This window comes from Xanthomonas sp. JAI131 (genome assembly GCF_013410075.1).
In the GTDB taxonomy this organism is placed as follows: Bacteria; Pseudomonadota; Gammaproteobacteria; order Xanthomonadales; family Xanthomonadaceae; genus Xanthomonas_A; species Xanthomonas_A bonasiae.
This window is the reverse complement of record NZ_JACCCN010000005.1, coordinates 46,689-72,097: the sequence shown is the minus strand read 5'-3', so window position 1 is coordinate 72,097 and position 25,409 is coordinate 46,689. Positions and strand designations below refer to the sequence as shown.

The window sequence follows — 25,409 nt, the reverse complement described above, 5'->3', positions numbered from 1 at the left end:
CGGCATGGCGGAGTGCCGCAGCGATTATAAGGTCGGCCGGCTGCCGGCGCGGTCAGCCGGCTGAATGCAGCCAGTGCAAGGCGTCGGCCGCCGTATGGAACGAGCCGAACACCAGCACCCGGTCGCCCGGCCGCGCCTGCGCCAGGGCCTGCTGCAGCGCCTGCTCCACGTTATCGGCGACCACGCCTGCGGCCGCGTCGGTACCGGCCAGGCGCGCTCGCAACTGCGCGCCGCTCTGGCCGCGCGCGCCGGACAGCCCGGCCAGATGCCAGGCAGCGACCTGCCCGGCCAGCGCCTGCACCACACCGGCCGCGTCCTTGTCGGCCAGGGCAGCGAACACCGCGCGGGTGGCGCCAGCACAGGGCTGCGCCTGCAGCGCCGCGGCCAGCTCGCGCGCGGCCTGCGGGTTGTGGCCGACATCGACCAGCACCTCGACGCCGTCGCGCACGAACGGCTGCAGCCGTCCGCGCAACTGCGCCGCGGCGATGCCCTCGGCGTAGGCGGTGCGCGGCAAGGCCCTGCGAAGCGCGCGCAAGGCGGCGATGGCGGTGGCGGCGTTGGCGCGCTGCACCGGCGCGCGCAGCTGCGGCGACGGCAACTCCAGCTCGGTGCCGACGTCGCGCCAGCGCCACTGGTCGGCATCGATCGGCTCATGGAAGAAATCGCTGCCGGCGCGGATCGCGTTGGCGCCGATCGCATAGGCGCGGCGCAGTACGCTCGACGGCGGATCGATCTCGCCCAGCACCAGCGGTTTCCACGGCCGCGCGATGCCGGCCTTCTCCGCGCCGATCGACTCGCGATCCGCCCCCAGCCAGTCGGTGTGGTCGATATCGACGGTGGTGATCACCGCCACGTCGGCATCGACCAGGTTGACCGCATCCAGGCGTCCGCCCAGGCCCACTTCCAGCACCGCCAGGTCCAGCTCGGCCTGCTGGAACAGCCACAGCGCGGCCAAGGTGCCGTATTCGAAATAGGTCAGCGGGGTGTCGCCGCGCGCGGCGTCCACCGCCTCGAAGCCGGCCACCAGCTGCGCGTCGCTGGCCTCTTGCCCGCCGATGCGGACGCGCTCGTTGTAGCGCAGCAGGTGCGGCGAGGTGTAGCTGCCGACGGTCCAGCCGCCGGCACGCGCGATCGCCTCGACGAAGGCCACGGTCGAGCCCTTGCCGTTGGTGCCGCCGACGGTGACGACCTTCTTCGCCGGCCGGTCCAGGCCCATGCGCGCGGCCACCGCGCGCACGCGCTCCAGGCCCATCGCGATGTCCTGCGGGTGTTGCTGCTCGATGTAGGCGAGCCATTCGGGGAAGGTTTTCATCTGTGTATTTTCAGCCTTTCGACGAGGCGCGTTCGATCACCCGCACACCTCTTGGAAGCAACAGCTTTCGCGCTGACGCGCGAGTCACTTTTCTTTGCTTGTGCAAAGAAAAGTAACCAAAAGAAAGCACACCCGGGCGACGCGCCCTCCGCGCTTCGCGCTCCGGGTGCGCACGTGGCATGGGCATTTTTCGAAGGCACATCCATGTGCCTACGAAAAACGGCGCGCATCGTGCGCGCCGCCCCTTCGGGGTATTCGCCCATGCCACGTGCCGCGTCTCACGGGACCCGAAAAGCGAAGCAAAAGCAAAAACGTGCACTCGGTCAGGAATCGGAGCCGCTACTCCAAATTTGCGGATTTCGCCGCCTACAGCGCCCGATGCTTGGCCTCGCCGAAGAACGGCGTGTGGTGCGCACAATCGTTCAGCCGCACCACTTCCAGATGCTCGACGTCCGGGCCTTCGAGCAGGTTCAGCGTGGTCGGCGCCTGGCGGAAGCTCCACAGCTTGGCGATCGGCAGGCCCAGCACCCGGCACAGGATCACCCGGTTGACCGCATCGTGCGCCACCACCAGCAAGGTGTCGTACTCGCCCAGGCCCTCGGCGGCGCGGGTCAGGCCGCGCCAGGAACGGTCCAGCACCTGGCGCAGCGATTCGCCGCCCGGCATCAGCACCGTGTCCGGCTCCTCGCGCCAGGCGCGCAGGCGTGCCGGATCCTTGTCGTTGATCTCGCTGGCGAGCAGGCCTTCCCATTCGCCGTGCGCGATCTCCTGGAGGTCCGGATCGGTCAGCAGCATCGCCTCGCGCTGCGCGCCGAGCGCGTAGCGGGCCGTGCTCTGCGCGCGCGACAGCGGCGAGGCCACCGCGCGGGTCAGCGGCACTTCGCGCAGGCGCGCGCCTAGCGCCTGTGCCTGCGCCTCGCCGACCGGGGACAACGCGATGTCGATCTGGCCCTGGTAGCGGCCTTCGGCGTTCCACGGGGTTTCGCCGTGACGAGCGAGCAGGATGCGCATGCGCTGGAATTCCGTTGGGGGAGAGGTTGCCGTCTCGCGAGCGAAAACGGAGCGGCATGATACCTGCTCCGCCGCCGGAAACCCCCGAACCGCATCCCGCTCCGCGGCCGCCACGCCGGGCGTTTAACGCCCGGCAGGCCGCGCATGGCGGCACAGGCCGCCACCGCGCCAGGCGCGGTTACTGCGCCAGGTTCAGTTCCTTCAGCAGCCGCGGCGCCGGCGCCACTTCCTGCATGATCCAGTGCAGGTAGCGCGAATCCACCGCGATCATCCGGGTCATGGCCGGGTCGAACACCCAGTTGGAGCTCACCGACTCCCAGTTGCCGTCGAACGCCAGCCCGACCAGCTTGCCCTGCGCATCGAGCACCGGCGAGCCGGAGTTGCCGCCGGTGATGTCCAGGTCGGACAGGAAATCGACCGGCACCGAACCCAGCCGCTTGTCCTCCAGCCCGCCGTAGCGCTTGGCCTTGGCCGCGTCGAGCAGGGCCTTGGGCGAATCGAACGGATCGGCGCCGGTGTCCTTGGCCAGCACGCCTTCCAGCGTGGTGAACGGGGTGTAGGCCACGCCATCCTTCGGCGCATAGCCCTTGACGTTGCCGAAGGTGATGCGCAACGAGGAGTTGGCGTCGGGGTAGACCGATTCGCCCTGGCTCTTCTTGTAGTCGGCCAAGGCCTGCAGGTAACGCGGACGCGCCAGCAGTTCCTCGCCTTCGCGGCGCTTCTCCTCGTGCTCGATCTGCAGCAGCGCCGGCATCAGCGCCACCGCATAGCGCAGCGCCGGATCGTCGCTGGATTCGAACGCGGCACGGTCGGCGCGCAGCCACTTCAGGCGTTCCTCGGTGCTGCCCAGCTTGGTGCCGGCCAGCCGCGCGGCGGCGGCCTGCGCATCGGCGCCGGCCAGCCACTGGTCCAGCGCCGGCAACCGCTGCGCCTTCGGCAGCTTCAGGTACTGGTCGAACCAGTAGCGCTGCAGTTGGCCGTCCATCGACGCGACATAACGGCGTTCCATCTGCTTCTGCGCGCCCTCGATCTCCGGCAGGTCGCGTTCCTGGTAGCCGGGTTCGCGCTCGGCATCGGGCTTGGCCCGCTCGATCGACAGGCGGTACAGCGACAGCGCGCTGCCGAGCACGCCGGTGCGGCGCATCTGGCGCAGGATCAGGTCGCGGTCGCGGGTGGCCTTGGCCTGCTCGTCCAGCGCCAGCAGCTGCGCATGCGCCTGCAGCGCGGCGCGGCCGTCGCGGCCCTGGCGCTTGAGCCAGGCCAGCACCGCGCGTTCCTCGGCCTGCTTCTGCGCGGCCGCGTCGATGCGCTTGAAGCCTTCCAGCTGCCCTTCGTAGTTCTTGGCCACGTTGTTCCAACTGGCCATCGTCGCCGCGTACTTCACCTGGATGTCCGGATCCTGCTTGCCGGCCTGCTCGACCAGCGCGATCAGGTCGCGGTACTGGCGCGCGGCGGTGGGATAGGCCCAACTGGCGGTGGCGTCGAATTCGGAGGCCAGCGCGTAGCGGTTGGTGCGGCCCGGATAGCCGGCCACCATCACGAAATCGCCGGCGCCCAGCGGCTGATCGGCAAACTTCAGGAAGTGCCTGGGCTGGTACGGCACGTTGTCCTTGGCATAGGCCGCCGGCTTGCCGTCCTTGCCGACATAGGCGCGGTAGAACGAGAAATCACCGGTGTGGCGCGGCCACATCCAGTTGTCGACGTCGCCGCCGAACTTGCCGATGCCCGACGGCGGCGCGTACGCCAGGCGCACGTCGCGGATCTCCAGGGTGCGGAACAGCCGGTAGGTATTGCCGCCGGAAAAGCTGTACAGCTCGCAGCGGTAGCCGGCCTCGGCTTCGCAGGCCGCGACCTGCGCCTTGTCGAACGCCTCCAGCGCCTGGGTGCGCTTGAGCGCGTCGCTGCCGGCGGCGGCCATCGCGGCCTTGGCCTGCTCGGTGACGTCGCTGATGCGGTCGAGCACGTAGATGCGCGCGTTGGGCCCGGCGCTGAGCTCGGCGCCGTTGCTGGCCGCGCTGAAACCGTCGCGGATCAGGTTCTTCTGCGGCGTGGAATTGAGCTGGATCGCGCCGTAGGCGCAATGATGGTTGGTCACCACCAGGCCCTGCGGCGACACGAAGCTGGCGGTGCAGCCGCCCAGCGACACCACCGCGCCCATCGGATCGCCGGTCAGGTCGGCCAGTTGCTGCGGCGACAGCTTCAACCCGGCCTGCTGCAGTTGGCCGGCGATATCCGGCAATTGCTGCGGCACCCACATGCCTTCGCCGGCACGGGCGGCCGGGGCACAGGCCAGGGTGGCGACGACGGCGACAGCCAGCAGATTCGAGCGCATCGAATGGATTCCTTCGCGACTAACGTTAGACAGACGTTAGATTGTAACGAATGCAACCGCCGCCACGAGCATGACCAACGGCACCCCGCACGCGCCGCAACATGGCCGGATCGGCGGGCGGCTTATACTTCGCGCCCTCTCAACCCGAGTCTTGCACCGCCATGGCGCAAACAATGAAGGCGCTGGTCAAGCGCGACGCAGCCAAGGGCATCTGGCTGGAACAGGTGCCGGTGCCGGTGCCCGGCCCCAACGAAGTGCTGATCAAGCTGGAGAAGACCGCAATCTGCGGTACCGACCTGCACATCTATCTGTGGGACGAATGGAGCCAGCGCACGATCAAGCCCGGCCTGACCATCGGCCACGAGTTCGTCGGCCGCATCGCCGAACTCGGCTCGGCGGTCAGCGGCTACCAGGTCGGCCAGCGCGTCTCGGCCGAAGGCCACATCGTCTGCGGCCATTGCCGCAACTGTCGTGGCGGGCGCCCGCACCTGTGCCCGAACACCGTCGGCATCGGCGTCAACGTCAACGGCGCCTTCGCCGAATACATGGTGATGCCGGCCTCCAACCTGTGGCCGATCCCGGACCAGATCCCGTCCGAGCTGGCCGCGTTCTTCGATCCGTACGGCAACGCCGCGCACTGCGCGCTGGAGTTCGACGTGATCGGCGAGGACGTGCTGATCACCGGCGCCGGCCCGATCGGCATCATCGCCGCCGGCATCTGCAAGCACATCGGCGCGCGCAACGTGGTGGTCACCGACGTCAACGATTTCCGCCTCAAGCTCGCCGCCGACATGGGCGCCACGCGCGTGGTCAACGTCGCCAACACCTCGCTGAAGGAGGTGATGGCCGACCTGCACATGGAAGGCTTCGACGTGGGCCTGGAGATGAGCGGCAACCCGCGCGCGTTCAACGACATGCTCGACTGCATGTACCACGGCGGCAAGATCGCGATGCTCGGCATCATGCCGCGCGGCGCCGGCTGCGACTGGGACAAGATCATCTTCAAGGGCCTGACCGTGCAGGGCATCTACGGCCGCAAGATGTACGAGACCTGGTACAAGATGACCCAGCTGGTGCTGTCCGGTTTCCCGCTCGGCAAGGTGCTGACCCACCAGCTGACCATCGACGAGTTCCAGAAGGGCTTCGACCTGATGGAAGAAGGCAAGGCCGGCAAGGTGGTGTTGAGCTGGTGAGGTCCGGCGCGGCGGCGGCGATGCCGCGCTGCGCCGCCAGGACGTGCGTCGTCGGCCTGGCGATCGCACAAAGAAGAAGGGCGCCGCAAGGCGCCCTTCTTCGTTCGCGACGATGTTGCGCGGATCAGAACGCAATCGTTCCCGAGACCGCGAAGCGGTGGTCGGCCAGCTTCTTGGTGAAGTTCTGGTTGCCCTTGTCGTCGGTGTCGTAGTAGCCCACGCTCAACGCCAGCGGACCGACCATCTTGCCGACGCTGACGCTGTAGTCGGTGTAGTCCTGGTACTGCGCCAGCGCGCTGGCATAGGTGGTGCGGCCGACGTGCGCGCCGATGCTGAAGTCGTTCGGCAGGCTCCAGTTCCCGTCCAGCGCGTAGTAGAAGCTGTCCTCGTCCAGGTTGTAGACGTCGTCGGTATACGCCACGGTCAAGGAGTAGGTCTTGAGGAACTTGGTCTTGGTGATCAGTTCGTTGTAGTTCGACTTGCCGGAGCCCGGGTAGCCGTAGCGGTTGACCATCACGTCGAAGTTCCAGTTCTCGGAGAAATCGACGTTGTAGCCGATGAAGCCGTCCACTTCCCAATCCGGGTCGCCGGCGCCGAAATCGACGTTGGAACCCCAGGTGCCGACATACAGGCCGAACGGCGAGGTGTAGGTGAGGCCGGCCTGGAACGCAGGGCCTTCGTTGGTCTGCGAGACGCCGCGGAACACGTAGTCGCTGACCACGCCATAGGAGCCGGTAATCGGCGAGGCAGCAGCCTCGTCCTGGGCCAACGCACTCAGCGGGGAGGCGGCCAGCGCCACGGCCAGGGCGACACCAAGCTTGATCTTGTTCACCGGTAATTCTCCTGCGGGTTGACGAGGGGGTGGTTCCAGCGCGCACTGCCATGCTGGCTTCACACTTTTTTAACCGGTTTTTTCTTGCAGTGCAACACTTTCAAGACAAACCAAGTCATCGCAGGCCTTGCGGCTGCGTCCTTCGGGTCAAACCTTGTCTACGCCATGCGCCCGCGGTCTGCGCCGCGCCAGCGGGCCGGCCCGCTTCTCGTTCTGATTGCCGGCCGCAAACACTGTGGGAGCGACTTCAGTCGCGACGGGCTTCCCAGGTAACGGGCGTCGCGACTGAAGTCGCTCCCACAGAAGTCGCTTCCGCACAAAGACGACGAGCGAAACGCGCGAGCGCCGTTGCGCGCCGTATCCCGAATCCCCTACCCGCGCTGCTGCGCGAACAGGCCGAAGCGGCGTGCGCTCAGCTGCAGCACCTGGCCGGGCGCATAGCGCGTCGCGCCCTCGCCCGCCGGCAGTTCCACTTCCACTTCGTCCTGGCCATGCGCCAACTGCGCGCGCAGGCGCAGGCGCGAGCCGCTGCGCTGCGAGGACAGCACCGTCGCCGCCCAGCCGCTGTCGCTGGGCGCCAGGTCTTCCGGGCGCACGTACAGGTCGACCGGGCCGCTGGACAGCGGCGTGTCCGGTGCCGGCAGCGCCAGACCGGCGACCTGCAGCTGGCCGTCGTGCAGCTGTGCCGGCAGCCGGTTGACCGCGCCGACGAAGCCGTACACGAACGGCGACACCGGGCGGTCGTAGACGTCGGCCGGGCTGCCGAGCTGTTCGATGCGCCCACGGTTGAGGATCGCCACGCGGTCGGCCAGTTCCAGCGCTTCTTCCTGGTCGTGGGTGACGAACACCGTGGTCAGCCCGGTGCGGTCGTGCAGCTCGCGCAGCCAGCGCCGCAGGTCGCGCCGCACCTGCGCGTCGAGCGCGCCGAACGGTTCGTCCAGCAGCAGAACGCGCGGCTCGATCGCCAGCGCGCGCGCCAGCGCCACGCGCTGGCGCTGGCCGCCGGACAGCTGGGTCGGGTAACGCGACTCCAGTCCGTCCAGTTGCACCAGCGCGAGCAGTTCGGTCACCCGCGCCCGGATCGCCGATTCGGCCAGGCGCTCGGCGCCGCGGCGCACGCGCAGGCCGAAGGCGATGTTGTCGCGCACGGTCATGTGCCGGAACAACGCGTAGTGCTGGAACACGAAGCCGACCCGGCGCGACTGCACCGGCAGACCGGTCGCGTCCTCGCCGTCTATCAGCACGCGTCCGGCGTCGGCATGCTCCAGCCCGGCGATCACCCGCAGCAAGGTGGTCTTGCCCGAGCCGGACGGCCCCAGCAATGCCAGCAACTCGCCCTGGCGGATGTCCAGGCTGACGTCGTCGAGCGCGACGAACTCGTCGAAACGCTTGCCCAGATGCTGTACGCGGATGGTCATCGCAACCTCAGTGTCGGTGATTGGCGGCCAGCGATTCGCCGTGGCGCCATTCCAGGTAGGACTTCAGCGCCAGGGTCAGCAGCGCGGTCAGCGCCAGCAGGCTGGCGCAGGCGAACGCGGCGCTGTAGGCGTACTCGTTGTAGAGGATCTCCACGTGCAGCGGCAGCGTGTTGGTGCGCCCGCGGATGTGCCCGGACACCACCGACACCGCGCCGAACTCGCCCATCGCCCGCGCACTGCACAGCAGCACGCCGTACAGCAGGCCCCAGCGGATGTTGGGCATGGTCACCCGCCAGAACATCTGCCAACCGTTGGCGCCCAGGCTCAACGCCGCCAGTTCCTCGTCGCTGCCCTGCTGCTCCATCAGCGGCATCAGCTCGCGGGCGATGAACGGGAAGGTGACGAAGGTCGTCGCCAGCACGATGCCGGGCAGCGCGAACACGATCCGCGGCAGCTGCAGCAGCACCTCGCCGAACACCGGCAGGTGCAGCCGCCAGCCTTCGTCGATCAGCGGCCAGGCCCAGCCGCTGCGGCCGAAGATCAGGATGAAGACCAGGCCGGCGACCACCGGCGACACCGAGAACGGCAGGTCGATCAGGCTCACCAGCAGGCGCTTGCCGGGGAAGGAGTGCTTGCTCACCGCCCACGCCGCGGCCACGCCGAACACCAGGTTCAACGGCACCACGATCGCGGTCACCAGCAGGGTCAGGCGGATCGCCGCGAGCGCATCGGGATCGGAGATCGCCCGCCAGAACACGCCGATACCGCCGCGCAGCGCCTCGACGAACACCAGCAGCAGCGGCAGGAACAGGAACGACAGCAGGAAGCCCAGCGCGCCGAGGATCAGCAGCACCTGCACCCACCACGGCTCGGTGGTGACCGAAGCGACGCGACGGCGGGCAGCAGGCGGCGATGCGCTCAACGCAGTCTCCGAGAACGGGATGGTCAAGCTGGACACGGTATCGCTCATCTCAATGCGCCGCCAGACCGCGCCGCGCGAAGCGCGCCTGCACGCCGTTGACCACCAGCAGCATCAGCAACGACAGCAGCAGCATCGCCGCGGCGATCGCGGTCGCGCCGGCGTAGTCGAATTCCTCCAGGCGGATGGTGATCAGCAGCGGCGCGATCTCGGTCGCGTTGGGCAGGTTGCCGGCGATGAAGATCACCGAGCCGTACTCGCCGATGCCGCGCGCGAAGGCCAGCGCGAATCCGGTCAGCACCGCCGGCCACAGCGCCGGCAGCACCACGCGGCGGATGGTCTGCCAGCGGCCGGCGCCGAGCGTGGCCGCGGCCTCTTCCACGTCGCGCTCGGCCTCGGCCAGCACCGGCTGCACGATCCGCACCACGAACGGCAGCCCCACGAACACCAGCGCCACCACGATGCCGAGCTGGGTGTAGGCGATCTTCAGCCCCAACGGTTCCAGCCAGCGGCCGACCCAGCCGTTGCCGCCGTACAGCGCGGTCAGCGCGATGCCGGCCACCGCGGTCGGCAGCGCGAACGGCAGGTCGATCATCGCGTCGAACAGGCGCTTGCCGGGGAAGCGGTAGCGCACGAACACCCAGGCCACCCAGGTGCCCATCACCGCATTGAACGCGGCGGCGACGAAGGCGGTGCCGAAGCTGACCCGCAGCGCCGACAGCACCCGCGGTTCGCTCCACACCTGCCATACGCCGTGCCAGCCCAGGCCGCTGGTCTTGAGCACCACGCCCAGCAACGGGATCAGCACCACCAGTCCCAGCCAGGTCAGGGTGATGCCCAGGCTCAGGCCGAGCCCGGGAATCACCCTGCGCCGCGACGGAGCGCGCGTGGCCGCGGCGGCATTCACTCCCATCGCGTCACTTGCTCGCCTGGATCTGGTCGAACAGGCCGCCGTCGTTGAAGTGCTCGGCCTGGGCCTTGGCCCAGGAGCCGAACGCCTGGTCGATGGTCACCAGCTGCACCTTCGGCAGGCGCGCGATGTCGGCGCGGTCGGCGTATTCGGGATGGCGCGGGCGGTAGTAGTGCTTGGCCGCGATCTTCTGCCCTTCCGGCGAATACAGGTATTTCAGGTATTCCTCGGCGACGTCGCGGGTACCGTGCTTGTCCACGTTCTTGTCGACCACCGCCACCGACGGCTCGGCCAGGATCGACAGCTTCGGCACCACGATCTCGAACTTGTCCTTGCCCAGTTCCTCCTGCGCCAGGAACGCCTCGTTCTCCCAGGCCAGCAGCACGTCGCCGATGCCGCGCTGGACGAAGGTGGTGGTGGCGCCGCGCGCGCCGGTGTCCAGCACCGGCACGTTGCGGAACAGCGCGCGCATGTAGCCTAGGATGCGCTCGCGGTCGCCCTTGAAGATGTGGTCGGCGTAGGCCCAGGCCGCCAAGTAGTTCCAGCGCGCGCCGCCGGAGGTCTTCGGATTCGGGGTGATCACCGACACGCCGGTGCGCAGCAGGTCCGGCCAGTCCTTGATCTTCTTCGGGTTGCCCTTGCGCACCAGGAACACGATGGTGGAGGTGTACGGCGCGCTGTTGTCGGGCAGGCGCTTGGCCCAGCCCGGATCGATCAGCTTGCCCTTGTCGGCGATCGCGTCCACGTCGTAGGCCAGCGCCAGCGTCACCACATCGGCCTCGACCCCGTCGATGACCGAGCGCGCCTGCTTGCCGGAACCGCCATGCGAGGTTTCCACCGTCACCTTGTCGCCGCTGTGGGTCTGCTCCCAGTGCTTGGCGAAGGCGGCGTTGTAGTCGCGGTACAGCTCGCGCGTGGGATCGTAGGACACGTTGAGCAGCTGCACGTCGCGCGCGGCGGCGGTGCCGGCGAACGCGCACAGCGCGAGCGCGAGCAGCGGGCTGAATCGGCGCGGCAGGAGGCTGGGCATGGACGGATCTCCGGAAGAGGGTCAGGGGGCACGGGCGGTCCGGCCATGCGACCACGGCCAGTGCGCCATGCTGCGCAGCCGCATTGGTCCGGTGAAATGACTTCGCCGTCGATGCTTATGCCATTTTTGCATGACGCCCGCCGACCTTCGCACACGCCGCGTTAAAATCTCCACCTCTCCCGCCTGCGCGTGCCCGTCATGACCGATTCCCGCCTCACCCAGCACTACGCCGACGAACTGGACGCGATCCGCGCGCAGGGCCTGTTCAAGTCCGAACGCATCATCGTCGGCCCGCAGTCGGCCGAGATCGTGCTGGCCGACGGCCGCCGCGTGCTGAACTTCTGCGCCAACAACTACCTGGGCCTGGCCGACCACCCGGCGCTGATCGCCGCGGCCAAGGACGCGCTGGACACCCACGGCTTCGGCATGGCCTCGGTGCGCTTCATCTGCGGCACCCAGGACCTGCACAAGCAACTGGAAGCGCGCATCGCCGAGTTCTTCGGCACCGAGGACACCATCCTCTACGCCGCCTGCTTCGACGCCAACGGCGGCCTGTTCGAGCCGCTGCTCGGCGAGGCCGATGCGATCATTTCCGACGCGCTCAACCATGCCTCGATCATCGACGGCGTGCGCCTGTGCAAGGCCAAGCGCTTCCGCTACGCCAACTGCGACATGGCCGACCTGGAAGCGCAGCTGCAGGCCGCCGACGCGGCCGGCTGCAAGACCAAGCTGATCACCAGCGACGGCGTGTTCTCGATGGACGGCTTCATCGCCCCGCTGGACGAGATCACCGCGCTGGCGAAGCAGTACGGCGCGCTGGTGCATATCGACGAGTGCCACGCCACCGGCTTCCTCGGCGCGACCGGCCGCGGCTCGGCCGAGGTCAAGGGCGTGATGGACCGGATCGACATCTTCACCGGCACCCTGGGCAAGGCCATGGGCGGCGCGCTGGGCGGCTTCACCACCGGCCGGCGCGAGGTGATCGAACTGCTGCGCCAGCGCTCGCGCCCTTACCTGTTCTCCAACTCGCTGCCGCCGCACGTGGTCGCCGCCGGGATCAAGGCCTTCGCGATGCTGGACGCGGCCGCCGACCTGCGCGCGCAACTGGTCGAGAACACCCGCCACTTCCGCGAGCGCATGGCCGCGGCCGGCTTCGACATCAAGCCCGGCACCCACCCGATCTGCCCGGTGATGCTGTACGACGCGCCGCTGGCGCAACGCTTCGCCGAGCGGCTGCTGGAGGAAGGCATCTATGCGATCGGCTTCTTCTTCCCGGTGGTGCCCAAGGGGCAGGCGCGGATCCGCACCCAGATCAGCGCCGCGCACACGCGCGCGCAGCTGGACCGGGCGATCGACGCCTTCGTCCGCATCGGCCGCGAGTTGAACGTCATCCCCGCCTGAGCATGCGCACGGTCCTGCGCCAACGGCTGTTGCTGGCGGCGCGGACCGATGTACACGCGCAAGCGCTGGAGGACGGCTGGGAGACGCGCTGCCTGCATTGCCGCCGGCGCTTGCGCCTGCGCGCCGACGGCGAACCGCTCGGGCACAGCACGCTGGAGCACGTGGTGCCGCAGGCCTGGTTCGGCCGCCGCGCGGCAGCGCCGCTGTGCGCCCTGGTCGGCGGCGACCCGAACGATGCGCGCAATCTGGCGCTGGCCTGCGCCAGCTGCAACCACACCAAGGGCCGCCATCACGATGCGCGCGGCCCGCAGGATGCGCGCGCCTACGCGGTGGTCGCCGCCCTGCTCAGCGCGCGGCTGGCGCGCTGGCGTCCGCTGTCGGCGCCAGCGCCCTGACCTCGGCGGCACTGAGTTCGCGCCAGGCGCCCTTGCCCAGTTCGCCCAGCGCCAGCCCGCCGATCGCCACCCGCACCAGACGCAGCACGCCCAGATCGAGTTCGGCCAGCAGGCGCCGGATCTGCCGGTTGCGGCCCTCGTCCAGTACCACTTCGAGCCAGGCGTGCTTGTCGCCTTGCCGCAGCAGCCGCACCTGCTTGGCGCGCAGCGGCTCGCCGTCGGCGACCACGCCGGCGCACATGCGCGCCAGCAATGCCGCATCGGGCAGCGCATCGACCTGCACGTGATAGGTCTTGTCCGGGCCGCTGGCCGGATCGGCGACCCGCGCCGCCCACTGCGGATCGTTGCAGAACAGCAACAGGCCCTCGCTGGCCTTGTCCAGGCGCCCGACCGGCGCCAGCCAGGGCAATCCGGCGCCGTCGAAACAGCGGTAGACGGTATCGCGGCCGCGCTCGTCCTGCGCGGTGGTGACCAGGCCGCGCGGCTTGTTGAGCATCAGGTACAGGCGCTGCGTGGCAGCCAGCGGCTCGCCATCGAGCGCCAGCCGGTGGCGGCCGCGCAGGATCGGGAATTCGGGATCGGTGACGGTGCGGCCGTCGACCGCGACGCGGCCGGCGGCGATCCAGCGCGCGGCTTCGGTGCGCGAGCACAGGCCGAGCTTGGACAGCGTGCGCGCCAGGCCGTGGCGGGCTTCGCCGGCCGCAGCCGCGCGCGGCGACCGCGGGACGCTGGCCGCCGGCACCGCGGTGCGCGGCGCGGGGCGGCGGGAACGCGAAGGAGGCTTCACCGCGCGCGCTTCGTACGCAGGCGCGGTCGGCGACCGCGCGCCGCGCTTACTGCTTGTCGACCGGCGCGGCCGCGTCGGGCGCCGGTGCGGCGGCGGGCACTGCGGCTGGCGCCGGACGCGCCTTGACCACGCGCACGCCGCGCGCCTTCATCCAGGCGTCGAACTCTTCGGCGGTCATGCGCTTGCCGTTCTGGCTCATGTCGAAGCGCCACGGGGTGTTGTCGAACGCGGTGGTCGGCTTGTAGGCGGCCGGATCGTTCGGCTTCACCGCGCCGCCGGCCGGCATCGCGTTGGCCAGGCTCTGGCAGCCCTCGGCGCGCAGCCGCAGCAGCACCCGGTCCAGCGACTGGTCGCTGCTGTAGGACTGCGCCAGCACGCCGCTGGGCATGCCCAGCTGCAGGTTGCGCGTGTACAGCTCCGAGGCGATCGGCGCACCGACCGTGGCCGGCAGCGGCAGCGGCTTGGGCAGCACGTCGCCGGAACAATCCGGTGCGGCGTGAGCGGCAGGAATCAAGGCAAGACCAAGCAGGCCGGCCGTAACGATACGCAGCATCGGTTTTTTTCCATTCAGGCGAGACGACGCCGCGAGTGTAGGCAGGGCCAGGCGCAGTTTCAACCGATACCGGCACTGCATGCGCTAAATAATTGGGAAGGCTGAAAAAGTTCAGCTTGGCAGAGAGCTTTTTGCCGCCTTTGTAGGAGCGGCTTCAGCCGCGACATGTCCTCTCCGGCAAGGCAAATGTCGCGGCTGAAGCCGCTCCTACAGAAGCGCGCGATGGTTTCCGGGCGCACAAAAACAAAGCCCGGCGCGAGGCCGGGCTTTGCTTGAAGCATGAAGCGTCCGATTAGTTCTGGACGTTCAGCTCGGTACGACGGTTCTTCGCACGGCCTTCCGGGTTGTCCGAACCATCCGGGTTGGTGTTCGGCGCAATCGGGCGGCTCTCGCCGTAGCCGATCGGACCGACCAGACGCGAAGCGTCCACGCCGTTCTTGGTCAGGTAGTCATACACGGTGGTCGCACGACGCTCGGACAGCTTCTGGTTGTAAGCGTCGGTACCCTTCGAGTCGGTGTGACCGGCGACCTCGACCTTCAGGTCGGGGTAACGCTTCAGGATCTCGGTGGCTTCGCTCAGGATCGCGATCGCGTCCGGACGCAGGGTCGACTTGTTGAAGTCGAAGTTGACGCCCTTCAGGTCGATCGAGACCGGCACCGGGCAACCGTCCGGACCGATGGTCTGGCCAGGCTGGGAGGTCGGGCACTTGTCGTCGCAGTTGTTGACGCCGTCACCGTCGTCGTCCAGGTCCGCGCAGCTCGGGGCAGCGGTCGGAGCCGGAGCGGCAACCGGAGCCGACGGCGGCGGGCCGAGCGGGATCACGACGCCGACCGAAGCCAGCACGTCGCCGAACCAGTTCTCGGACGGAGCGGCAACGCTCTGGTCGTCGAAGTCAGCGCGGTAGGCCACTTCGGCACGCACGGCAACGCGCTTGTCGAAGGTGGTCTGCAGACCGACGCCGGCCTTGGCGGCAAAGTTGCCGTCCTTGCGCTGGCCCGGGGACACGGCGCCGCCGGTGTCGAACTCTTCTTCCGAACGCTGGTAGCCCAGACCGAACAGCAGGTACGGGTTCCAGCCACGGCCTTCCTGGATGAAGTGGCGACGCAGGTCGAACGAGATGCCGTACTGGCTCCAGTTCAGGTCCTGGTTGGCGTCGAAGTTCGGGTTCTGATAGTTCAGTTCACCGTCGATCGACCAGTTCGGGCTGACGAACTTGCCCAGACCCAGGGTGACGAACGGGGCGTCGTTGGTCAGACGGTCGTTGTCCTGGAAGTTGAAACCGGCCGAACCGGTCAGGTACCAGCGGTCGTCGAATTCCTGTGCGGACGCTGCCTGGGCGACGGCCAGACCGCCCAGCAATGCGGCGGTGAGAATTTTCTTGTTCATTAATACAGCTCCTTGTTTCGGGGATATAGAAACCGATAGGGCATGGTTCAGTACAGATGTCTCGTCACATCCAGACGGCCGTTCCGCACGCCATCGCCGCGCACATTATGCTCGGCATGGTGAAGACCGCGTTAACAGGCACGTAACATGTGAAACCCACGGCCAGACCCTCGGCGCTCGTGGATACACCGTATACAGCTTCATGAAATGATGCAATGCGGTGCTCGGGGCCCTGCCGGCGCTTGTAGACAGTGTGCCGGTCTTGCACGTCCGTCTCACTCCAGGCGCTCCCAGGGCGGCGGATCGGCCAGCTGAACCTGCATGAACTCGACGAAGGCGCGCACCCGCGGCGGCACCAGCCGGCGCTGCGGCATCACCGCGTAGATGCCGGTCTCGGCGATCGTGTACTGCGGCAGGACCTGGCGCAGGCGCCCGTGCCGCAGATCCTCCGCCACATGCCAGACCGAATGCAGGGCGATCCCCTGGCCATTCAGCACCGCATCGCGCAGCACTTCGCCGAAGTTGGATTCCAGCGGCCCACCGACCTTGACCGCCACCTCGCCCTCGGCGCCGTGCAGGTGCCAGGTGTCCTGGCGGCCTTCGGCGCCGGTCAGCAGCAGGCAGGCGTGCGCGGCCAGGTCCGCCGGGGTGGCCGGTTCGCCGTGGCGGCGCAGGTAGTCGGGAGCGGCGCACAACACCCGGCGGTTGCCGGCCAGGCGCCGCGCCACCAGGCTGGAATCGCGCAGCGCGCCGATCCGGATCGCCAGGTCGAAGCCCTCGCTGACCAGATCCACCACGTTGTCGCTCAGGTGCACGCTCAGCCGGATGTGCGGATACAGGGCCATGAACTGCGGCAGCAGCGGCGACACGTACTGGCGCCCGAACGAGGCCGACATGGTCACCCGCAAGGTGCCGGCGGCGCTGCGGCCGGCTTCGCGCAGGCCACCGGCCAAGGACTCCAGGTCCTCGACCAGCGCACGGCCCTGTTCGGCCAGCTGCAGGCCTTCGGGCGTGGGATGCAGGCGCCGTGTGGTCCGGTGCAGCAGGCGCACGCCGAGATCGCGCTCGAGCCGCTTCAGCCGCTGGCTGGCGACCGCCACCGACAGGTCCAGGCTGCGTGCGGCGGCGCTGATCGACCCCAGGTCGAGCACGCGCAGGAACAGCGCGATATCGCCGATCCGGTCCATTCTCTCGATTCCGTTGAAAGTCACTCAACATATTGCCAGTTTGTGCTGATAAAGCGCGATCATAGGCTGTGGTCCTCCCGCCTTCCGGAACCACCATGCCCCCCTCCCCTTCGCCTGCCGCCACGCCGCCGCCGCGGCTGCCGCTCGCCTTGTTCGCGCTGACCGCCGGCGCGTTCGGCATCGGCACCACCGAGTTCGTGATCATGGGCCTGCTGCTGCAGGTCGCGGCCGACCTGCAGGTCAGCGTGCCCGCGGCCGGGCTGCTGATTTCCGGCTATGCGCTGGGCGTGTTCGTCGGTGCGCCGTTGCTGACCGTGGCCAGCCGGCGCTGGCCGCGCAAGCGCGTGCTGGTGGCGCTGATGCTGGTGTTCACCGCCGGCAACCTGGCCTGCGCGCTGGCACCGGACTACGCCACGCTGATGGCGGCGCGGGTGGTCACCTCGCTGGCGCACGGCACCTTCTTCGGCGTCGGCGCGGTGGTCGCCACCGGCCTGGTGGCGCCGCAGCGCAAGGCCTCGGCGATCGCCACCATGTTCACCGGACTCACCGTCGCCACCCTGCTGGGGGTGCCGGCCGGCGCCTGGCTGGGCCTGCAGTTCGGCTGGCGCGCGACGTTCTGGGCGGTGGCCGCGATCGGCCTGCTGGCCACCGTGGTGATCGCCGCGCTGGTCCCGGCCAGCGACGACGCCACGCCCGCGCCGCCGCTGCGCGCCGAACTGCACGCAGTCGGTCGCGCGCCGGTGCTGCTCGGGTTGGCGACGACGGTGCTCGGCTATGCCGGCGTGTTCACCGTCTACACCTACATCCAGCCGATCCTGACCCGGGTCACCGGCCTGGCCGACGGCGCGGTGTCGCCGCTGCTGCTGGTGTTCGGGGTGGGCATGATCGTCGGCAACGTGCTCGGCGGGCGCCTGGCCGACCGCCATCCGCGGCAGGCCTTGCCGCTGACCCTGGGCCTGCTGGCGCTGGTGCTGGCGGCGCTGGCATTCGCGCTGCGCTCGGCGCCGGCGATGGTGCTGTTGGTCGGCCTGCTCGGGGTGGCGGCGTTCGCCACGGTGGCGCCGCTGCAGCTGTGGGTGCTGGGCAAGGCTGGCGACGCCGGACGGCATCTGGCGTCGAGCCTGAACATCGGCGCGTTCAACCTGGGCAATGCGCTGGGCGCCTGGCTCGGCGGACTGGTGATCGGCCACGGCGGCAGTCTGGCGCACTTGCCCTGGGCGGCGGCGCTGGTCACTGCGTCCGGCCTGGCGGTGGCGCTGCTGGCGTTGCGGCTGTCGCCCGCATCCGAACCTGCGCCGGCGACGGCCTGCGCCGCAGGCGGTGCGGCATGAGCCGGCGCCTGCACCAGGCCGCGCTGGCCACGGCCTTGCTCGGCGCTGTTGCGTTACCGGCCGGCGCCGCCGAGCGCGACTGGGTCGCGACCTGGCAGGCGAGTCCGCAGCCGCTGTGGGCCGCCGACTTCCCGTTCCCGACCCAGACCCCGTTCAACCTGTGGCGGCAGACCGTGCGCCAGGTGGCGCGGGTCAGCCTGGGCGGCGAGACGGTGCGGGTGGAACTGTCCAACGCCTACGGCCGCGCGCCGTTGCAGATCGGCGCCGCGCACCTGGCGCTGGCCGGCGACGGCGCGGCGATCGTGCCCGGCTCGGACCGCGAGTTGCGCTTCGGCGGACAGCGCGCGGTGACCATTCCGCCCGGCGCACCGGTGCTCAGCGATCCGGTCGCACTGAGCGTGCCGGACCTGGCCCGGCTCAGCGTCAGCCTGTACCTGCCGCAGCCGACCGCGCCGTCCACCTTCCACTGGGAGGGCTTGCAGAGCGCCTGGCTGGCCGCCGGCGAGCGCACCGCGGATGCGGCGCTGGACGACGCCACGGCGCTGCCGGTGCGACTGTTCGTCAGCGGCATCCAGGTGCGCCGCGCCGACGCCGCCGGCGCGGTGGTGGCGCTGGGCGATTCGATCACCGACGGCGCCGCGTCCACCCCGGGCAGCGACCGGCGCTGGCCGGACCAGCTGGCCACGCGGCTGGCGGCGCAGCGCGTGGCGGTGCTCAACGCCGGGATCTCCGGCGGCCGCGTGCTGCGCGACCGCATGGGCAGCAATGCGCTGGCGCGGCTGGACCGCGACGTGCTGGCGCAACCCGGGGTGCGCACGCTGGTCTTGCTGATCGGCATCAACGACATCAGCTGGTACGCCACGCCGTTCGCGCCGGACGATGCGCCGGTCGCCGCGCAGGAGCTGATCGCCGGCTACCGACAACTGCTGCAGCGTGCGCAGGCGCGCGGCCTGCGCGTGATCGGCGCCACGCTGACCCCGTTCGAGGGCGCGTTGCCGGACACCCCGATCCGCGGCTACTACAGCGCGGACAAGGAGCGCGTGCGCCAGCAGGTCAATGCGTGGATACGCGATGGCAACGGTTTCGATGCGATCATCGATTTCGACGCCCTGCTCCGCGACCCCGCGCACCCCACCCGCATGCTGCCCGCGTTCGATTCCGGCGACCACCTGCACCCCGGCGATGCCGGCTATGCCGCCATGGCCGAGGCCGCCGCGCGCGTGCTCGGCGAGACGGCCGACACGCCCCCCGCCGCTGCTAAGCCACGCTGATCGCACCTCCCTTCCGTCCCCCCGCAAAGGAATCCTCACCATGGAATACCGTCATCTCGGCGCCTCCGGCTTCAAGGTCCCCGTCCTCAGCTTCGGCACCGGCACCTTCGCCGGCTCGAACGATTTCTTCGCCGCCTGGGGCAATTCGGACGTGGACCAGGCGCGACGCCTGATCGACATCTGCCTGGAGGCCGGGGTCAACCTGTTCGACAGCGCCGACATCTATTCCGGCGGTGCCGCCGAATCGGTGCTGGGCGCGGCGATCAAGGGCCGCCGCGACCAGGTGCTGATCTCGACCAAGGCCACCTTCCGCTTCGACCCCGACGATCCGAACAGCGTCGGCTCCTCGCGCTTCCACCTGCTGCGCGCGGTCGATGCCGCGCTCAAGCGCCTGGACACCGACTACATCGACCTGTTCCAGTTGCACGGCTTCGATGCGAAGACGCCGGTGGAAGAAACCCTGTCCACGCTCGACGACCTGGTCCGTGCCGGCAAGATCCGCTATCTGGGCGTGTCCAATTTCTCCGGCTGGCACCTGATGAAGTCGCTGGCGGTGGCCGACCGCCATGGCTGGTCGCGCTACGTCGCCAATCAGACCTACTACTCGCTGATCGGCCGCGACTACGAGGAAGAACTGATGCCGCTGGGGCTGGACCAGGGCGTCGGCGCGGTGGTGTGGAGCCCGCTGGGCTGGGGCCGGCTGACCGGCAAGATCCGCCGCGGCCAGCCGCTGCCGGAAAGCAGCCGCCTGCACGACAAGAAGGTCACCGAAGCCGGCCCGCCGGTCGAGGACGAACGCCTGTACCGGGTGGTCGACGCGCTCGACGCGATCGCCGCCGAGACCGGCAAGAGCGTGCCGCAGATCGCGCTGAACTGGCTGCTGCAGCGGCCCACGGTGAGCAGCGTCATCATCGGCGCGCGCAACGAGGAGCAGTTGCGGCAGAACCTGGGCGCGGTCGGCTGGAATCTCGACGCCGCGCAGGTGCAACGGCTGGACGCGGCCAGCGCGGTGGTGCCGCCGTATCCGTACTGGCATCAGCGCGGCTTCGCCGAGCGCAATCCGCGACCGGTCTGAGTCGAATATGTCGCGCGCCGAAACAACCGCCTCCCCACTCCTGGAGACACCATGAAAGCCGTCGCCCTGACCCGTTACCTGCCGATCGACGATCCGCAGTCGCTGTTCGATACAGACCTGCCCACCCCGCCCGCTCCCACCGGCTTCGACCTGCTGGTGCGGGTCGAAGCGGTGTCGGTCAACCCGGTCGACACCAAGGTGCGCGCACCCAAGCCGCAGGTGGAAGCGCAGCCCAAGGTGCTGGGCTACGACGCTGCCGGCGTGGTCGAGGCGGTCGGTGCCGATGTCGAGGGTTTCGAACCCGGCGACGAGGTCTACTACGCCGGCGACATCACCCGCTCCGGCAGCAATGCGCAATACCAGTTGGTCGACGCGCGCATCGTCGCGCGCAAGCCGGCGACGCTGGACTTCGCGCAGGCCGCGGCGCTGCCGCTGACCACGCTGACCGCCTGGGAACTGCTGTTCCAGCGCATGCCGTTCGACTTCGACGACGAGCGCAACCGCGGCCGCCGCCTGCTGGTGATCGGCGGCGCCGGCGGCGTCGGCTCGATCGCGATCCAGCTGGCGCGGCACGCCGGCTTCGAGGTCATCGCCACCGCCTCGCGTCAGCAGACCCGCGACTGGTGCCTGCAACTGGGCGCGCAGCACGTGATCGACCACCGCCAGCCGTTGGCGCCGCAGCTGCAGGCGCTGGGCATCGAACAGGTGGATGCGGCGCTGAACCTGGCCGACACCGATCGTTACTGGGACGCGCTCGGCGAACTGGTCGCGCCGCAGGGCCATGTCGGCCTGATCGTGGAACCCGCCGGCGCGCTGCGCATCGGCGATCCGTACAAGGCCAAGTGCATCGGCATCCACTGGGAAATGATGTTCGCGCGGGCGCGCTTCAAGACCGCCGACATGATCGAGCAGCACCGGATCCTGGCGCGCACCGCCAGCCTGATCGATGCCGGTGCGTTGCGCACCACGCTGACCGAGACGCTGGCGCCGATCGATGCGGCCAATCTGCGCGAAGCGCACAGGCGGCTGGAGTCGGGCAGCACCATCGGCAAGCTGGCGCTGGCCGGCTGGGGCTGAACTGCGCCGCCGCGAGCGTCGCGGCGGCGATGGCTGGCGTCGGAACGGCGTCCGCGCCAGCCGTAGAAGGATCGACGGTGGATCTGCCTGCGCAGGTCGCCGGCGGCGATCGCATCGCCGCCGGCGTCCGTGCGCCGTCGCTGCCCCCTGGGCGCGGCCGCGGACCGCGTCCGCGCCGGGGTCCGCGCTCATTCGACCGACACGGTGCCCGAGCGCGGGTAGACACGGTAGATGCGGTTGTTGCTGTTGGAGCGGACCCGGATCTCGTCCCCGGCCACGCCGTCGAGATTGGCATAACCGACCAGCGTCCACGAACTGCCGAAGCTGCCGGCGCCGTTGATGGTCTGCAGGGTGCCGCTGGCCGGGCGCAGGATCAGCAGGTTGCCGTTGCCGCCCTGCGCCATCGCGACGTCGTTGCCGGCCACGCCGTCCAGGTCGCGCACGCCGTTGTCCAGGGTCGCGTACTGGCTGCCGATCCAGTAGCTGTTCAATGCGCCCGACTTCAGCGAGTAGATCTTCACTTCGCTGGGCAACGCGAGCAGCAGTTCGGCACCGGCGACGCCATTCATGTCGCTGGCGCAGTTGGCGATGTCGGCGCAGATCTTCCAGTTGGTGCCGTTGGTGACCCAGGTCGTGCGCAGCCCTGTATTGCGGCCGTAGACCACCAAGTTGCTGCCGGCTTCCAGCGGAATTTCGGCGCCGGGCAGGCCGTCCATGTCGGCGACGGCGCCGGCGACGACGCGCGAGGCGGTGCCGATGTAGTGGTCGGTGATGCTGCCGTTCCTGGGATAGACGATGCGCAGCAAGGTCGGCGTGGTGATCGCGATCTCGTTGCCGGCGATGGCGTCCACGTCGGCGAATGCGCCGATGTCCCAACTGGTGGTGCCGATATAGATGGCGGCCGTGGTGCGCGCGTAGTGCTTGACGATGGTGAGCTGGTTGCCCTGCTTGAGCACCACCTCCGCGCCGGGCGATCCGTCCACGTCGATGACCGAGGCCAGCGTCCAGGGGGTGTTGCTCAGCGGATAGCGGGTGGCGGCGCTGCCGCTGACGACATTGATTTCGCTGTAGCCGTTGCAGACCGCTTCCAGACTGCCGTTGCCGTCCAGGTCGGCGGCCTGAATCAGTTCCCCGTAATAAGCGGTGGACGTGCTGCACGACTGTGCGAAGACCTGGGAGGGTGCGGCCGCGGCTGCGGCCATGCACAGCGCAAAGCCCATGTTTCGGATCGGATGGCGCATGGGAAACTCCTTTTAGGGGACAGGTTGGCGACGGTCCGGGGTCCTGCCGCATCCGGACCACCGACGATGACGAACGGCGATGGATTCCCCCCTCCGACGCAGCTGGACAAAACCCGTTTCTGGGATTGCGGTCTTGCTGCCCGGCGTCCGCGCCGCGCGCGGGTGCGCCGCTCGGTCGGCGGCCGGTCCGCGCGCGCCTCTTGCCGTAGCGCGGGATTCGGGGCAACCTGCGCGCTTCCGTACGCCAGCGTATCCAAAGCCATGTCGCCCGCCTCCGGCCAGCCCGACCCGTCCTCCGCCGCCTATCCGCACCTGTTCGCCCCGCTCGACCTGGGCTTCACCCAGCTGCGCAACCGGGTGCTGATGGGCTCGATGCACACCGGCCTGGAGGATCGCGCGCGCGACTTCCCCAAGCTGGCCGCGTATTTCGCCGAGCGCGCCGCCGGCGGCGCCGGGCTGATCGTCACCGGCGGCTTCGCGCCGAACGTGGTCGGCTGGCTGAAGCCGTTCGGCGGCAAGCTGTCGTGGCCGTGGGAAGTGCGCCCGCACCGGCAGGTGACGCGCGCGGTGCACGACCACGGCGCCAAGATCTGCCTGCAGTTGCTGCATGCCGGGCGCTATGCCTACCACCCGCTGTCGGTGGCGCCGTCGAAGCTGAAGGCGCCGATCAATCCGTTCACGCCGCGCGCCTTGTCCGCCCGCGGGGTCGAGCGCCAGATCGGCGCCTATGCGCGCGCCGCGCGGCTGGCGCGCGAGGCCGGCTACGACGGCGTGGAAGTGATGGGTTCGGAAGGCTATCTGATCAACGAGTTCGTGGCCCCGCGCAGCAATCGCCGCGACGACGCCTGGGGCGGCGACGCGACCAGGCGCATGCGCTTCGCGGTGGAGATCGTGCGCCAGATCCGCGAGGCCTGCGGGCCGGACTTCATCATCATCTACCGGCTGTCGCTGGTGGACCTGGTCGAGGACGGCAGCGACTGGCAGGAGATCGTGGCGCAGGCGCAGGCGATCGAGGCGGCCGGCGCGACGCTGATCAACTCCGGCATCGGCTGGCACGAGGCGCGCGTGCCGACCATCGCCACCTCGGTGCCGCGCGCCGCGTTCGCCGGCGTCACCGCCAAGCTCAAGCCGCACGTGCGGGTGCCGCTGATCGCCACCAACCGCATCAACATGCCCGACGTGGCCGAGCGCATCCTCGCCGGCGGCGGTGCCGACATGGTGTCGCTGGCGCGGCCGCTGCTGGCCGATCCGCAATGGCCGAACAAGGCGCGGCGCGGCCAGGCGCAGGCGATCAACACCTGCATCGCCTGCAACCAGGCGTGCCTGGACCATGTGTTCGAGAACAAGACCGCCAGTTGCCTGGTCAATCCGCGCGCCGCGGCCGAGACCGAACTGAACTACCTGCCCACGACGGCGCCCCGGCGCGTGGCCGTGGTCGGTGCCGGCCCGGCCGGACTGGCCTGCGCCACGGTGGCGGCCGAACGCGGCCACCGCGTCACCCTGTTCGACAGCGCCGCGGAGATCGGCGGCCAGTTCAACGTGGCCAAGCGCATTCCCGGCAAGGAGGAGTTCCACGAGACGCTGCGCTATTTCCGCCACCAGCTCGAGGCCACCGGCGTGGACGTGCGCCTGCACACCACCGCCGATGCGGCGCTGCTGGCCGATTTCGACGACGTGGTGCTGGCCACCGGCATTCTGCCGCGCGCGGTGGATTTCCCCGGCGCCGATCATCCCAACGTGGTCAGCTATCTCGACGTGCTGCAGGGCCGGGTGCGAGCGGCGGACAAGGTCGCGATCATCGGTGCCGGCGGCATCGGGTTCGACGTCGGCGAGTTCCTGGTGCACGCCGGCGTATCGACCGCGCTGGACCCGGCGCGCTGGATGGCCGAATGGGGCGTGGATCCGCAGTTCGAGGCGCGCGGCGCGTTGCGCAAGCCGCAGCCGGAAGCGCCGGCGCGCAAGGTGTGGCTGCTGCAGCGCAGCGCCGGCCGTCCCGGCGCGCGCCTGGGCAAGACCACCGGCTGGATCCACCGCGCCACGCTGAAGGCCAAGGGCGTGACCATGCTCGGCGGGGTCGAGTACCTGGGCATGGACGACACCGGCCTGCGCATCCGCGTGGACGGCACCGAGCAGGTGCTGCCGGTCGGCACCGTGGTGGTCTGCGCCGGCCAGGAGCCGCGCCGCGACCTGCACGATGCGCTGCTGGCGGCCGGTCGCAAGCCGCACCTGATCGGCGGCGCCGACGTCGCCGCGGAACTGGATGCCAAGCGCGCCATCGCCCAGGGCAGCCGCCTGGCGGCGCAGTTGTAGGCGCGCTTACCTGGAGCAGGGAAACGACGCGCGCAACGCCTGGATCACCGCGATCGAGGCGCGCTGCTGCAACTGGGCCGGCGGCAACGCGCTCAGCGCGGTGTACACGCGATCGGTCAGTTCGTGCCGCAGCACGCCGGCACCGGCGCACCACTGCACGCCTTCGGCGCCGTCGGCGACGCCGGCGATGTAGAACTTCGCCGCTTCGCTGGCCTGCTGGCGATGGCGTTCGGCCAGGTGCGGTTCCAGCCCGGCAACGCCATCCGGATCGCCCTTGAGCAGTTGCAGCAAGTGCGTCCCGGATAGTTGATAGACATCGGCGTTCGATGTCTGCGCGGGCGCTGCCAGCACAGGCGTCGCGCCGCAAGCCGACACGCAAAGCGCGAACAGGAACGGGATGCGCAGGGACATGGACACCTCCTCGGATCGCTCGGGCC

The 25,409-nt window shown here is 69.5% G+C and carries 23 protein-coding genes; 8 read left to right on the top strand and 15 right to left on the bottom strand.

The window, feature by feature from the left end:
* Positions 1 to 52: 52 nt before the first annotated feature.
* The 3 genes from folC to HDC36_RS19855 form a co-directional block, all read right to left on the bottom strand.
* Positions 53 to 1,312, bottom strand: a complete 1,260-nt coding sequence (gene folC, locus HDC36_RS19865) for a bifunctional tetrahydrofolate synthase/dihydrofolate synthase (RefSeq protein WP_179570613.1) — start codon at positions 1,310 to 1,312, stop codon at positions 53 to 55.
* Between the two features lie 366 nt (positions 1,313 to 1,678).
* On the bottom strand, positions 1,679 to 2,323 hold the full coding sequence (locus tag HDC36_RS19860; protein WP_179570612.1) for a histidine phosphatase family protein: 645 nt from the start codon (positions 2,321 to 2,323) through the stop codon (positions 1,679 to 1,681).
* A 178-nt stretch (positions 2,324 to 2,501) separates the two neighbouring features.
* The gene (locus tag HDC36_RS19855) at positions 2,502 to 4,655 is read right to left on the bottom strand and encodes a S46 family peptidase (protein WP_179570611.1); all 2,154 of its coding nucleotides are present in this window, start codon (positions 4,653 to 4,655) and stop codon (positions 2,502 to 2,504) included.
* Between the two features lie 161 nt (positions 4,656 to 4,816).
* Between HDC36_RS19855 and tdh the strand changes: the two genes are divergently transcribed.
* A complete protein-coding gene (tdh, locus tag HDC36_RS19850; protein ID WP_179570610.1) occupies positions 4,817 to 5,848 on the top strand; it encodes an L-threonine 3-dehydrogenase in 1,032 nt (343 codons plus the stop codon).
* A gap of 124 nt (positions 5,849 to 5,972) precedes the next feature.
* Here the strand turns inward: tdh and HDC36_RS19845 are convergent, their stop codons facing one another.
* The 5 genes from HDC36_RS19845 to HDC36_RS19825 form a co-directional block, all read right to left on the bottom strand.
* Complete coding sequence (locus HDC36_RS19845) at positions 5,973 to 6,680, bottom strand: TorF family putative porin (protein WP_179570609.1); 708 nt, start codon at positions 6,678 to 6,680, stop codon at positions 5,973 to 5,975.
* 371 nt (positions 6,681 to 7,051) lie between these two features.
* The gene (locus HDC36_RS19840) at positions 7,052 to 8,098 is read right to left on the bottom strand and encodes a sulfate/molybdate ABC transporter ATP-binding protein (protein ID WP_179570608.1); all 1,047 of its coding nucleotides are present in this window, start codon (positions 8,096 to 8,098) and stop codon (positions 7,052 to 7,054) included.
* Positions 8,099 to 8,105: 7 nt separating this feature from the next.
* Entirely contained in the window at positions 8,106 to 9,068 is a 963-nt protein-coding gene (cysW, locus tag HDC36_RS19835; protein WP_255432837.1) for a sulfate ABC transporter permease subunit CysW, read from the bottom strand.
* Between the two features lies 1 nt (position 9,069).
* A complete protein-coding gene (gene cysT, locus HDC36_RS19830; RefSeq protein WP_179570607.1) occupies positions 9,070 to 9,930 on the bottom strand; it encodes a sulfate ABC transporter permease subunit CysT in 861 nt (286 codons plus the stop codon).
* Between the two features lie 4 nt (positions 9,931 to 9,934).
* Positions 9,935 to 10,957 (bottom strand): sulfate ABC transporter substrate-binding protein, encoded by a 1,023-nt coding sequence (locus tag HDC36_RS19825; protein WP_225209831.1) that lies wholly within the window; start codon positions 10,955 to 10,957, stop codon positions 9,935 to 9,937.
* A 198-nt stretch (positions 10,958 to 11,155) separates the two neighbouring features.
* Between HDC36_RS19825 and kbl the strand changes: the two genes are divergently transcribed.
* On the top strand, positions 11,156 to 12,358 hold the full coding sequence (kbl, locus tag HDC36_RS19820; protein WP_179570606.1) for a glycine C-acetyltransferase: 1,203 nt from the start codon (positions 11,156 to 11,158) through the stop codon (positions 12,356 to 12,358).
* A gap of 2 nt (positions 12,359 to 12,360) precedes the next feature.
* On the top strand, positions 12,361 to 12,753 hold the full coding sequence (locus HDC36_RS19815; protein ID WP_179570605.1) for an HNH endonuclease: 393 nt from the start codon (positions 12,361 to 12,363) through the stop codon (positions 12,751 to 12,753).
* Here the strand turns inward: HDC36_RS19815 and HDC36_RS19810 are convergent.
* From HDC36_RS19810 to HDC36_RS19790, 5 genes are all read right to left on the bottom strand, one after another.
* Positions 12,704 to 13,495, bottom strand: coding sequence for a pseudouridine synthase (locus tag HDC36_RS19810; RefSeq protein ID WP_179570872.1), 792 nt, complete (start codon positions 13,493 to 13,495; stop codon positions 12,704 to 12,706). The two genes, HDC36_RS19815 and HDC36_RS19810, sit on opposite strands and share 50 nt — an antisense overlap.
* Positions 13,496 to 13,586: 91 nt before the next feature.
* On the bottom strand, positions 13,587 to 14,093 hold the full coding sequence (locus HDC36_RS19805; RefSeq protein WP_179570604.1) for a hypothetical protein: 507 nt from the start codon (positions 14,091 to 14,093) through the stop codon (positions 13,587 to 13,589).
* A 59-nt stretch (positions 14,094 to 14,152) separates the two neighbouring features.
* Positions 14,153 to 14,374 carry a hypothetical protein gene (locus HDC36_RS19800; RefSeq protein ID WP_179570603.1) on the bottom strand — a complete coding sequence of 74 codons (222 nt, stop codon included), beginning with the start codon at positions 14,372 to 14,374 and terminating at the stop codon, positions 14,153 to 14,155.
* A gap of 11 nt (positions 14,375 to 14,385) precedes the next feature.
* Positions 14,386 to 15,480: an OmpA family protein gene (locus HDC36_RS19795; RefSeq protein ID WP_145701647.1), complete on the bottom strand. Its 1,095-nt coding sequence runs from the start codon at positions 15,478 to 15,480 to the stop codon at positions 14,386 to 14,388.
* 275 nt (positions 15,481 to 15,755) lie between these two features.
* Positions 15,756 to 16,667 carry a LysR family transcriptional regulator gene (locus HDC36_RS19790; RefSeq protein WP_179570602.1) on the bottom strand — a complete coding sequence of 304 codons (912 nt, stop codon included), beginning with the start codon at positions 16,665 to 16,667 and terminating at the stop codon, positions 15,756 to 15,758.
* A gap of 95 nt (positions 16,668 to 16,762) precedes the next feature.
* On the opposite strand from HDC36_RS19790, the gene HDC36_RS19785 reads away from it, so the two are divergent.
* The 4 genes from HDC36_RS19785 to HDC36_RS19770 are packed head-to-tail and all read left to right on the top strand — an operon-like array spanning position 16,763 to position 21,421.
* Positions 16,763 to 17,998 carry an MFS transporter gene (locus HDC36_RS19785; RefSeq protein WP_179570601.1) on the top strand — a complete coding sequence of 412 codons (1,236 nt, stop codon included), beginning with the start codon at positions 16,763 to 16,765 and terminating at the stop codon, positions 17,996 to 17,998.
* Positions 17,995 to 19,269 (top strand): SGNH/GDSL hydrolase family protein, encoded by a 1,275-nt coding sequence (locus tag HDC36_RS19780; RefSeq protein ID WP_179570600.1) that lies wholly within the window; start codon positions 17,995 to 17,997, stop codon positions 19,267 to 19,269. The genes HDC36_RS19785 and HDC36_RS19780 overlap by 4 nt, the downstream gene beginning before the upstream one ends.
* Before the next feature lie 40 nt (positions 19,270 to 19,309).
* A complete protein-coding gene (locus HDC36_RS19775; RefSeq protein WP_179570599.1) occupies positions 19,310 to 20,344 on the top strand; it encodes an aldo/keto reductase in 1,035 nt (344 codons plus the stop codon).
* 51 nt (positions 20,345 to 20,395) lie between these two features.
* Positions 20,396 to 21,421, top strand: coding sequence for a zinc-binding alcohol dehydrogenase family protein (locus tag HDC36_RS19770; RefSeq protein WP_179570598.1), 1,026 nt, complete (start codon positions 20,396 to 20,398; stop codon positions 21,419 to 21,421).
* Positions 21,422 to 21,609: 188 nt separating this feature from the next.
* Here the strand turns inward: HDC36_RS19770 and HDC36_RS19765 are convergent, their stop codons facing one another.
* Positions 21,610 to 22,662, bottom strand: a complete 1,053-nt coding sequence (locus tag HDC36_RS19765) for a hypothetical protein (protein ID WP_179570597.1) — start codon at positions 22,660 to 22,662, stop codon at positions 21,610 to 21,612.
* A 261-nt stretch (positions 22,663 to 22,923) separates the two neighbouring features.
* On the opposite strand from HDC36_RS19765, the gene HDC36_RS19760 reads away from it, so the two are divergent.
* A complete protein-coding gene (locus HDC36_RS19760; RefSeq protein WP_179570596.1) occupies positions 22,924 to 24,972 on the top strand; it encodes an NADPH-dependent 2,4-dienoyl-CoA reductase in 2,049 nt (682 codons plus the stop codon).
* Positions 24,973 to 24,978: 6 nt separating this feature from the next.
* Here HDC36_RS19760 and HDC36_RS19755 read toward each other — a convergent pair whose 3' ends face one another.
* Positions 24,979 to 25,383, bottom strand: coding sequence for a Rap1a/Tai family immunity protein (locus HDC36_RS19755; protein ID WP_179570595.1), 405 nt, complete (start codon positions 25,381 to 25,383; stop codon positions 24,979 to 24,981).
* Positions 25,384 to 25,409: the final 26 nt, after the last annotated feature.

Excerpts from the sequence above, each read along its gene's own strand:
- HDC36_RS19765 (WP_179570597.1), bottom strand. The coding sequence starts at position 22,662 with ATGCGCCATCCGATCCGAAACATGGGCTTTGCGCTGTGCATGGCCGCA.
- cysT (WP_179570607.1), bottom strand. The coding sequence starts at position 9,930 with ATGGGAGTGAATGCCGCCGCGGCCACGCGCGCTCCGTCGCGGCGCAGG.
- HDC36_RS19855 (WP_179570611.1), bottom strand. The coding sequence starts at position 4,655 with ATGCGCTCGAATCTGCTGGCTGTCGCCGTCGTCGCCACCCTGGCCTGT.
- HDC36_RS19860 (WP_179570612.1), bottom strand. The coding sequence starts at position 2,323 with ATGCGCATCCTGCTCGCTCGTCACGGCGAAACCCCGTGGAACGCCGAA.
- HDC36_RS19805 (WP_179570604.1), bottom strand. The coding sequence starts at position 14,093 with ATGCTGCGTATCGTTACGGCCGGCCTGCTTGGTCTTGCCTTGATTCCT.
- tdh (WP_179570610.1), top strand. The coding sequence starts at position 4,817 with ATGGCGCAAACAATGAAGGCGCTGGTCAAGCGCGACGCAGCCAAGGGC.
- HDC36_RS19770 (WP_179570598.1), top strand. The coding sequence starts at position 20,396 with ATGAAAGCCGTCGCCCTGACCCGTTACCTGCCGATCGACGATCCGCAG.
- HDC36_RS19825 (WP_225209831.1), bottom strand. The coding sequence starts at position 10,957 with ATGCCCAGCCTCCTGCCGCGCCGATTCAGCCCGCTGCTCGCGCTCGCG.
- folC (WP_179570613.1), bottom strand. The coding sequence starts at position 1,312 with ATGAAAACCTTCCCCGAATGGCTCGCCTACATCGAGCAGCAACACCCG.
- HDC36_RS19775 (WP_179570599.1), top strand. The coding sequence starts at position 19,310 with ATGGAATACCGTCATCTCGGCGCCTCCGGCTTCAAGGTCCCCGTCCTC.
- cysW (WP_255432837.1), bottom strand. The coding sequence starts at position 9,068 with ATGAGCGATACCGTGTCCAGCTTGACCATCCCGTTCTCGGAGACTGCG.
- HDC36_RS19795 (WP_145701647.1), bottom strand. The coding sequence starts at position 15,480 with ATGAACAAGAAAATTCTCACCGCCGCATTGCTGGGCGGTCTGGCCGTC.
- HDC36_RS19785 (WP_179570601.1), top strand. The coding sequence starts at position 16,763 with ATGCCCCCCTCCCCTTCGCCTGCCGCCACGCCGCCGCCGCGGCTGCCG.
- HDC36_RS19815 (WP_179570605.1), top strand. The coding sequence starts at position 12,361 with ATGCGCACGGTCCTGCGCCAACGGCTGTTGCTGGCGGCGCGGACCGAT.
- HDC36_RS19760 (WP_179570596.1), top strand. The coding sequence starts at position 22,924 with ATGTCGCCCGCCTCCGGCCAGCCCGACCCGTCCTCCGCCGCCTATCCG.
- kbl (WP_179570606.1), top strand. The coding sequence starts at position 11,156 with ATGACCGATTCCCGCCTCACCCAGCACTACGCCGACGAACTGGACGCG.
- HDC36_RS19790 (WP_179570602.1), bottom strand. The coding sequence starts at position 16,667 with ATGGACCGGATCGGCGATATCGCGCTGTTCCTGCGCGTGCTCGACCTG.
- HDC36_RS19755 (WP_179570595.1), bottom strand. The coding sequence starts at position 25,383 with ATGTCCCTGCGCATCCCGTTCCTGTTCGCGCTTTGCGTGTCGGCTTGC.
- HDC36_RS19840 (WP_179570608.1), bottom strand. The coding sequence starts at position 8,098 with ATGACCATCCGCGTACAGCATCTGGGCAAGCGTTTCGACGAGTTCGTC.
- HDC36_RS19780 (WP_179570600.1), top strand. The coding sequence starts at position 17,995 with ATGAGCCGGCGCCTGCACCAGGCCGCGCTGGCCACGGCCTTGCTCGGC.
- HDC36_RS19800 (WP_179570603.1), bottom strand. The coding sequence starts at position 14,374 with ATGCTTCAAGCAAAGCCCGGCCTCGCGCCGGGCTTTGTTTTTGTGCGC.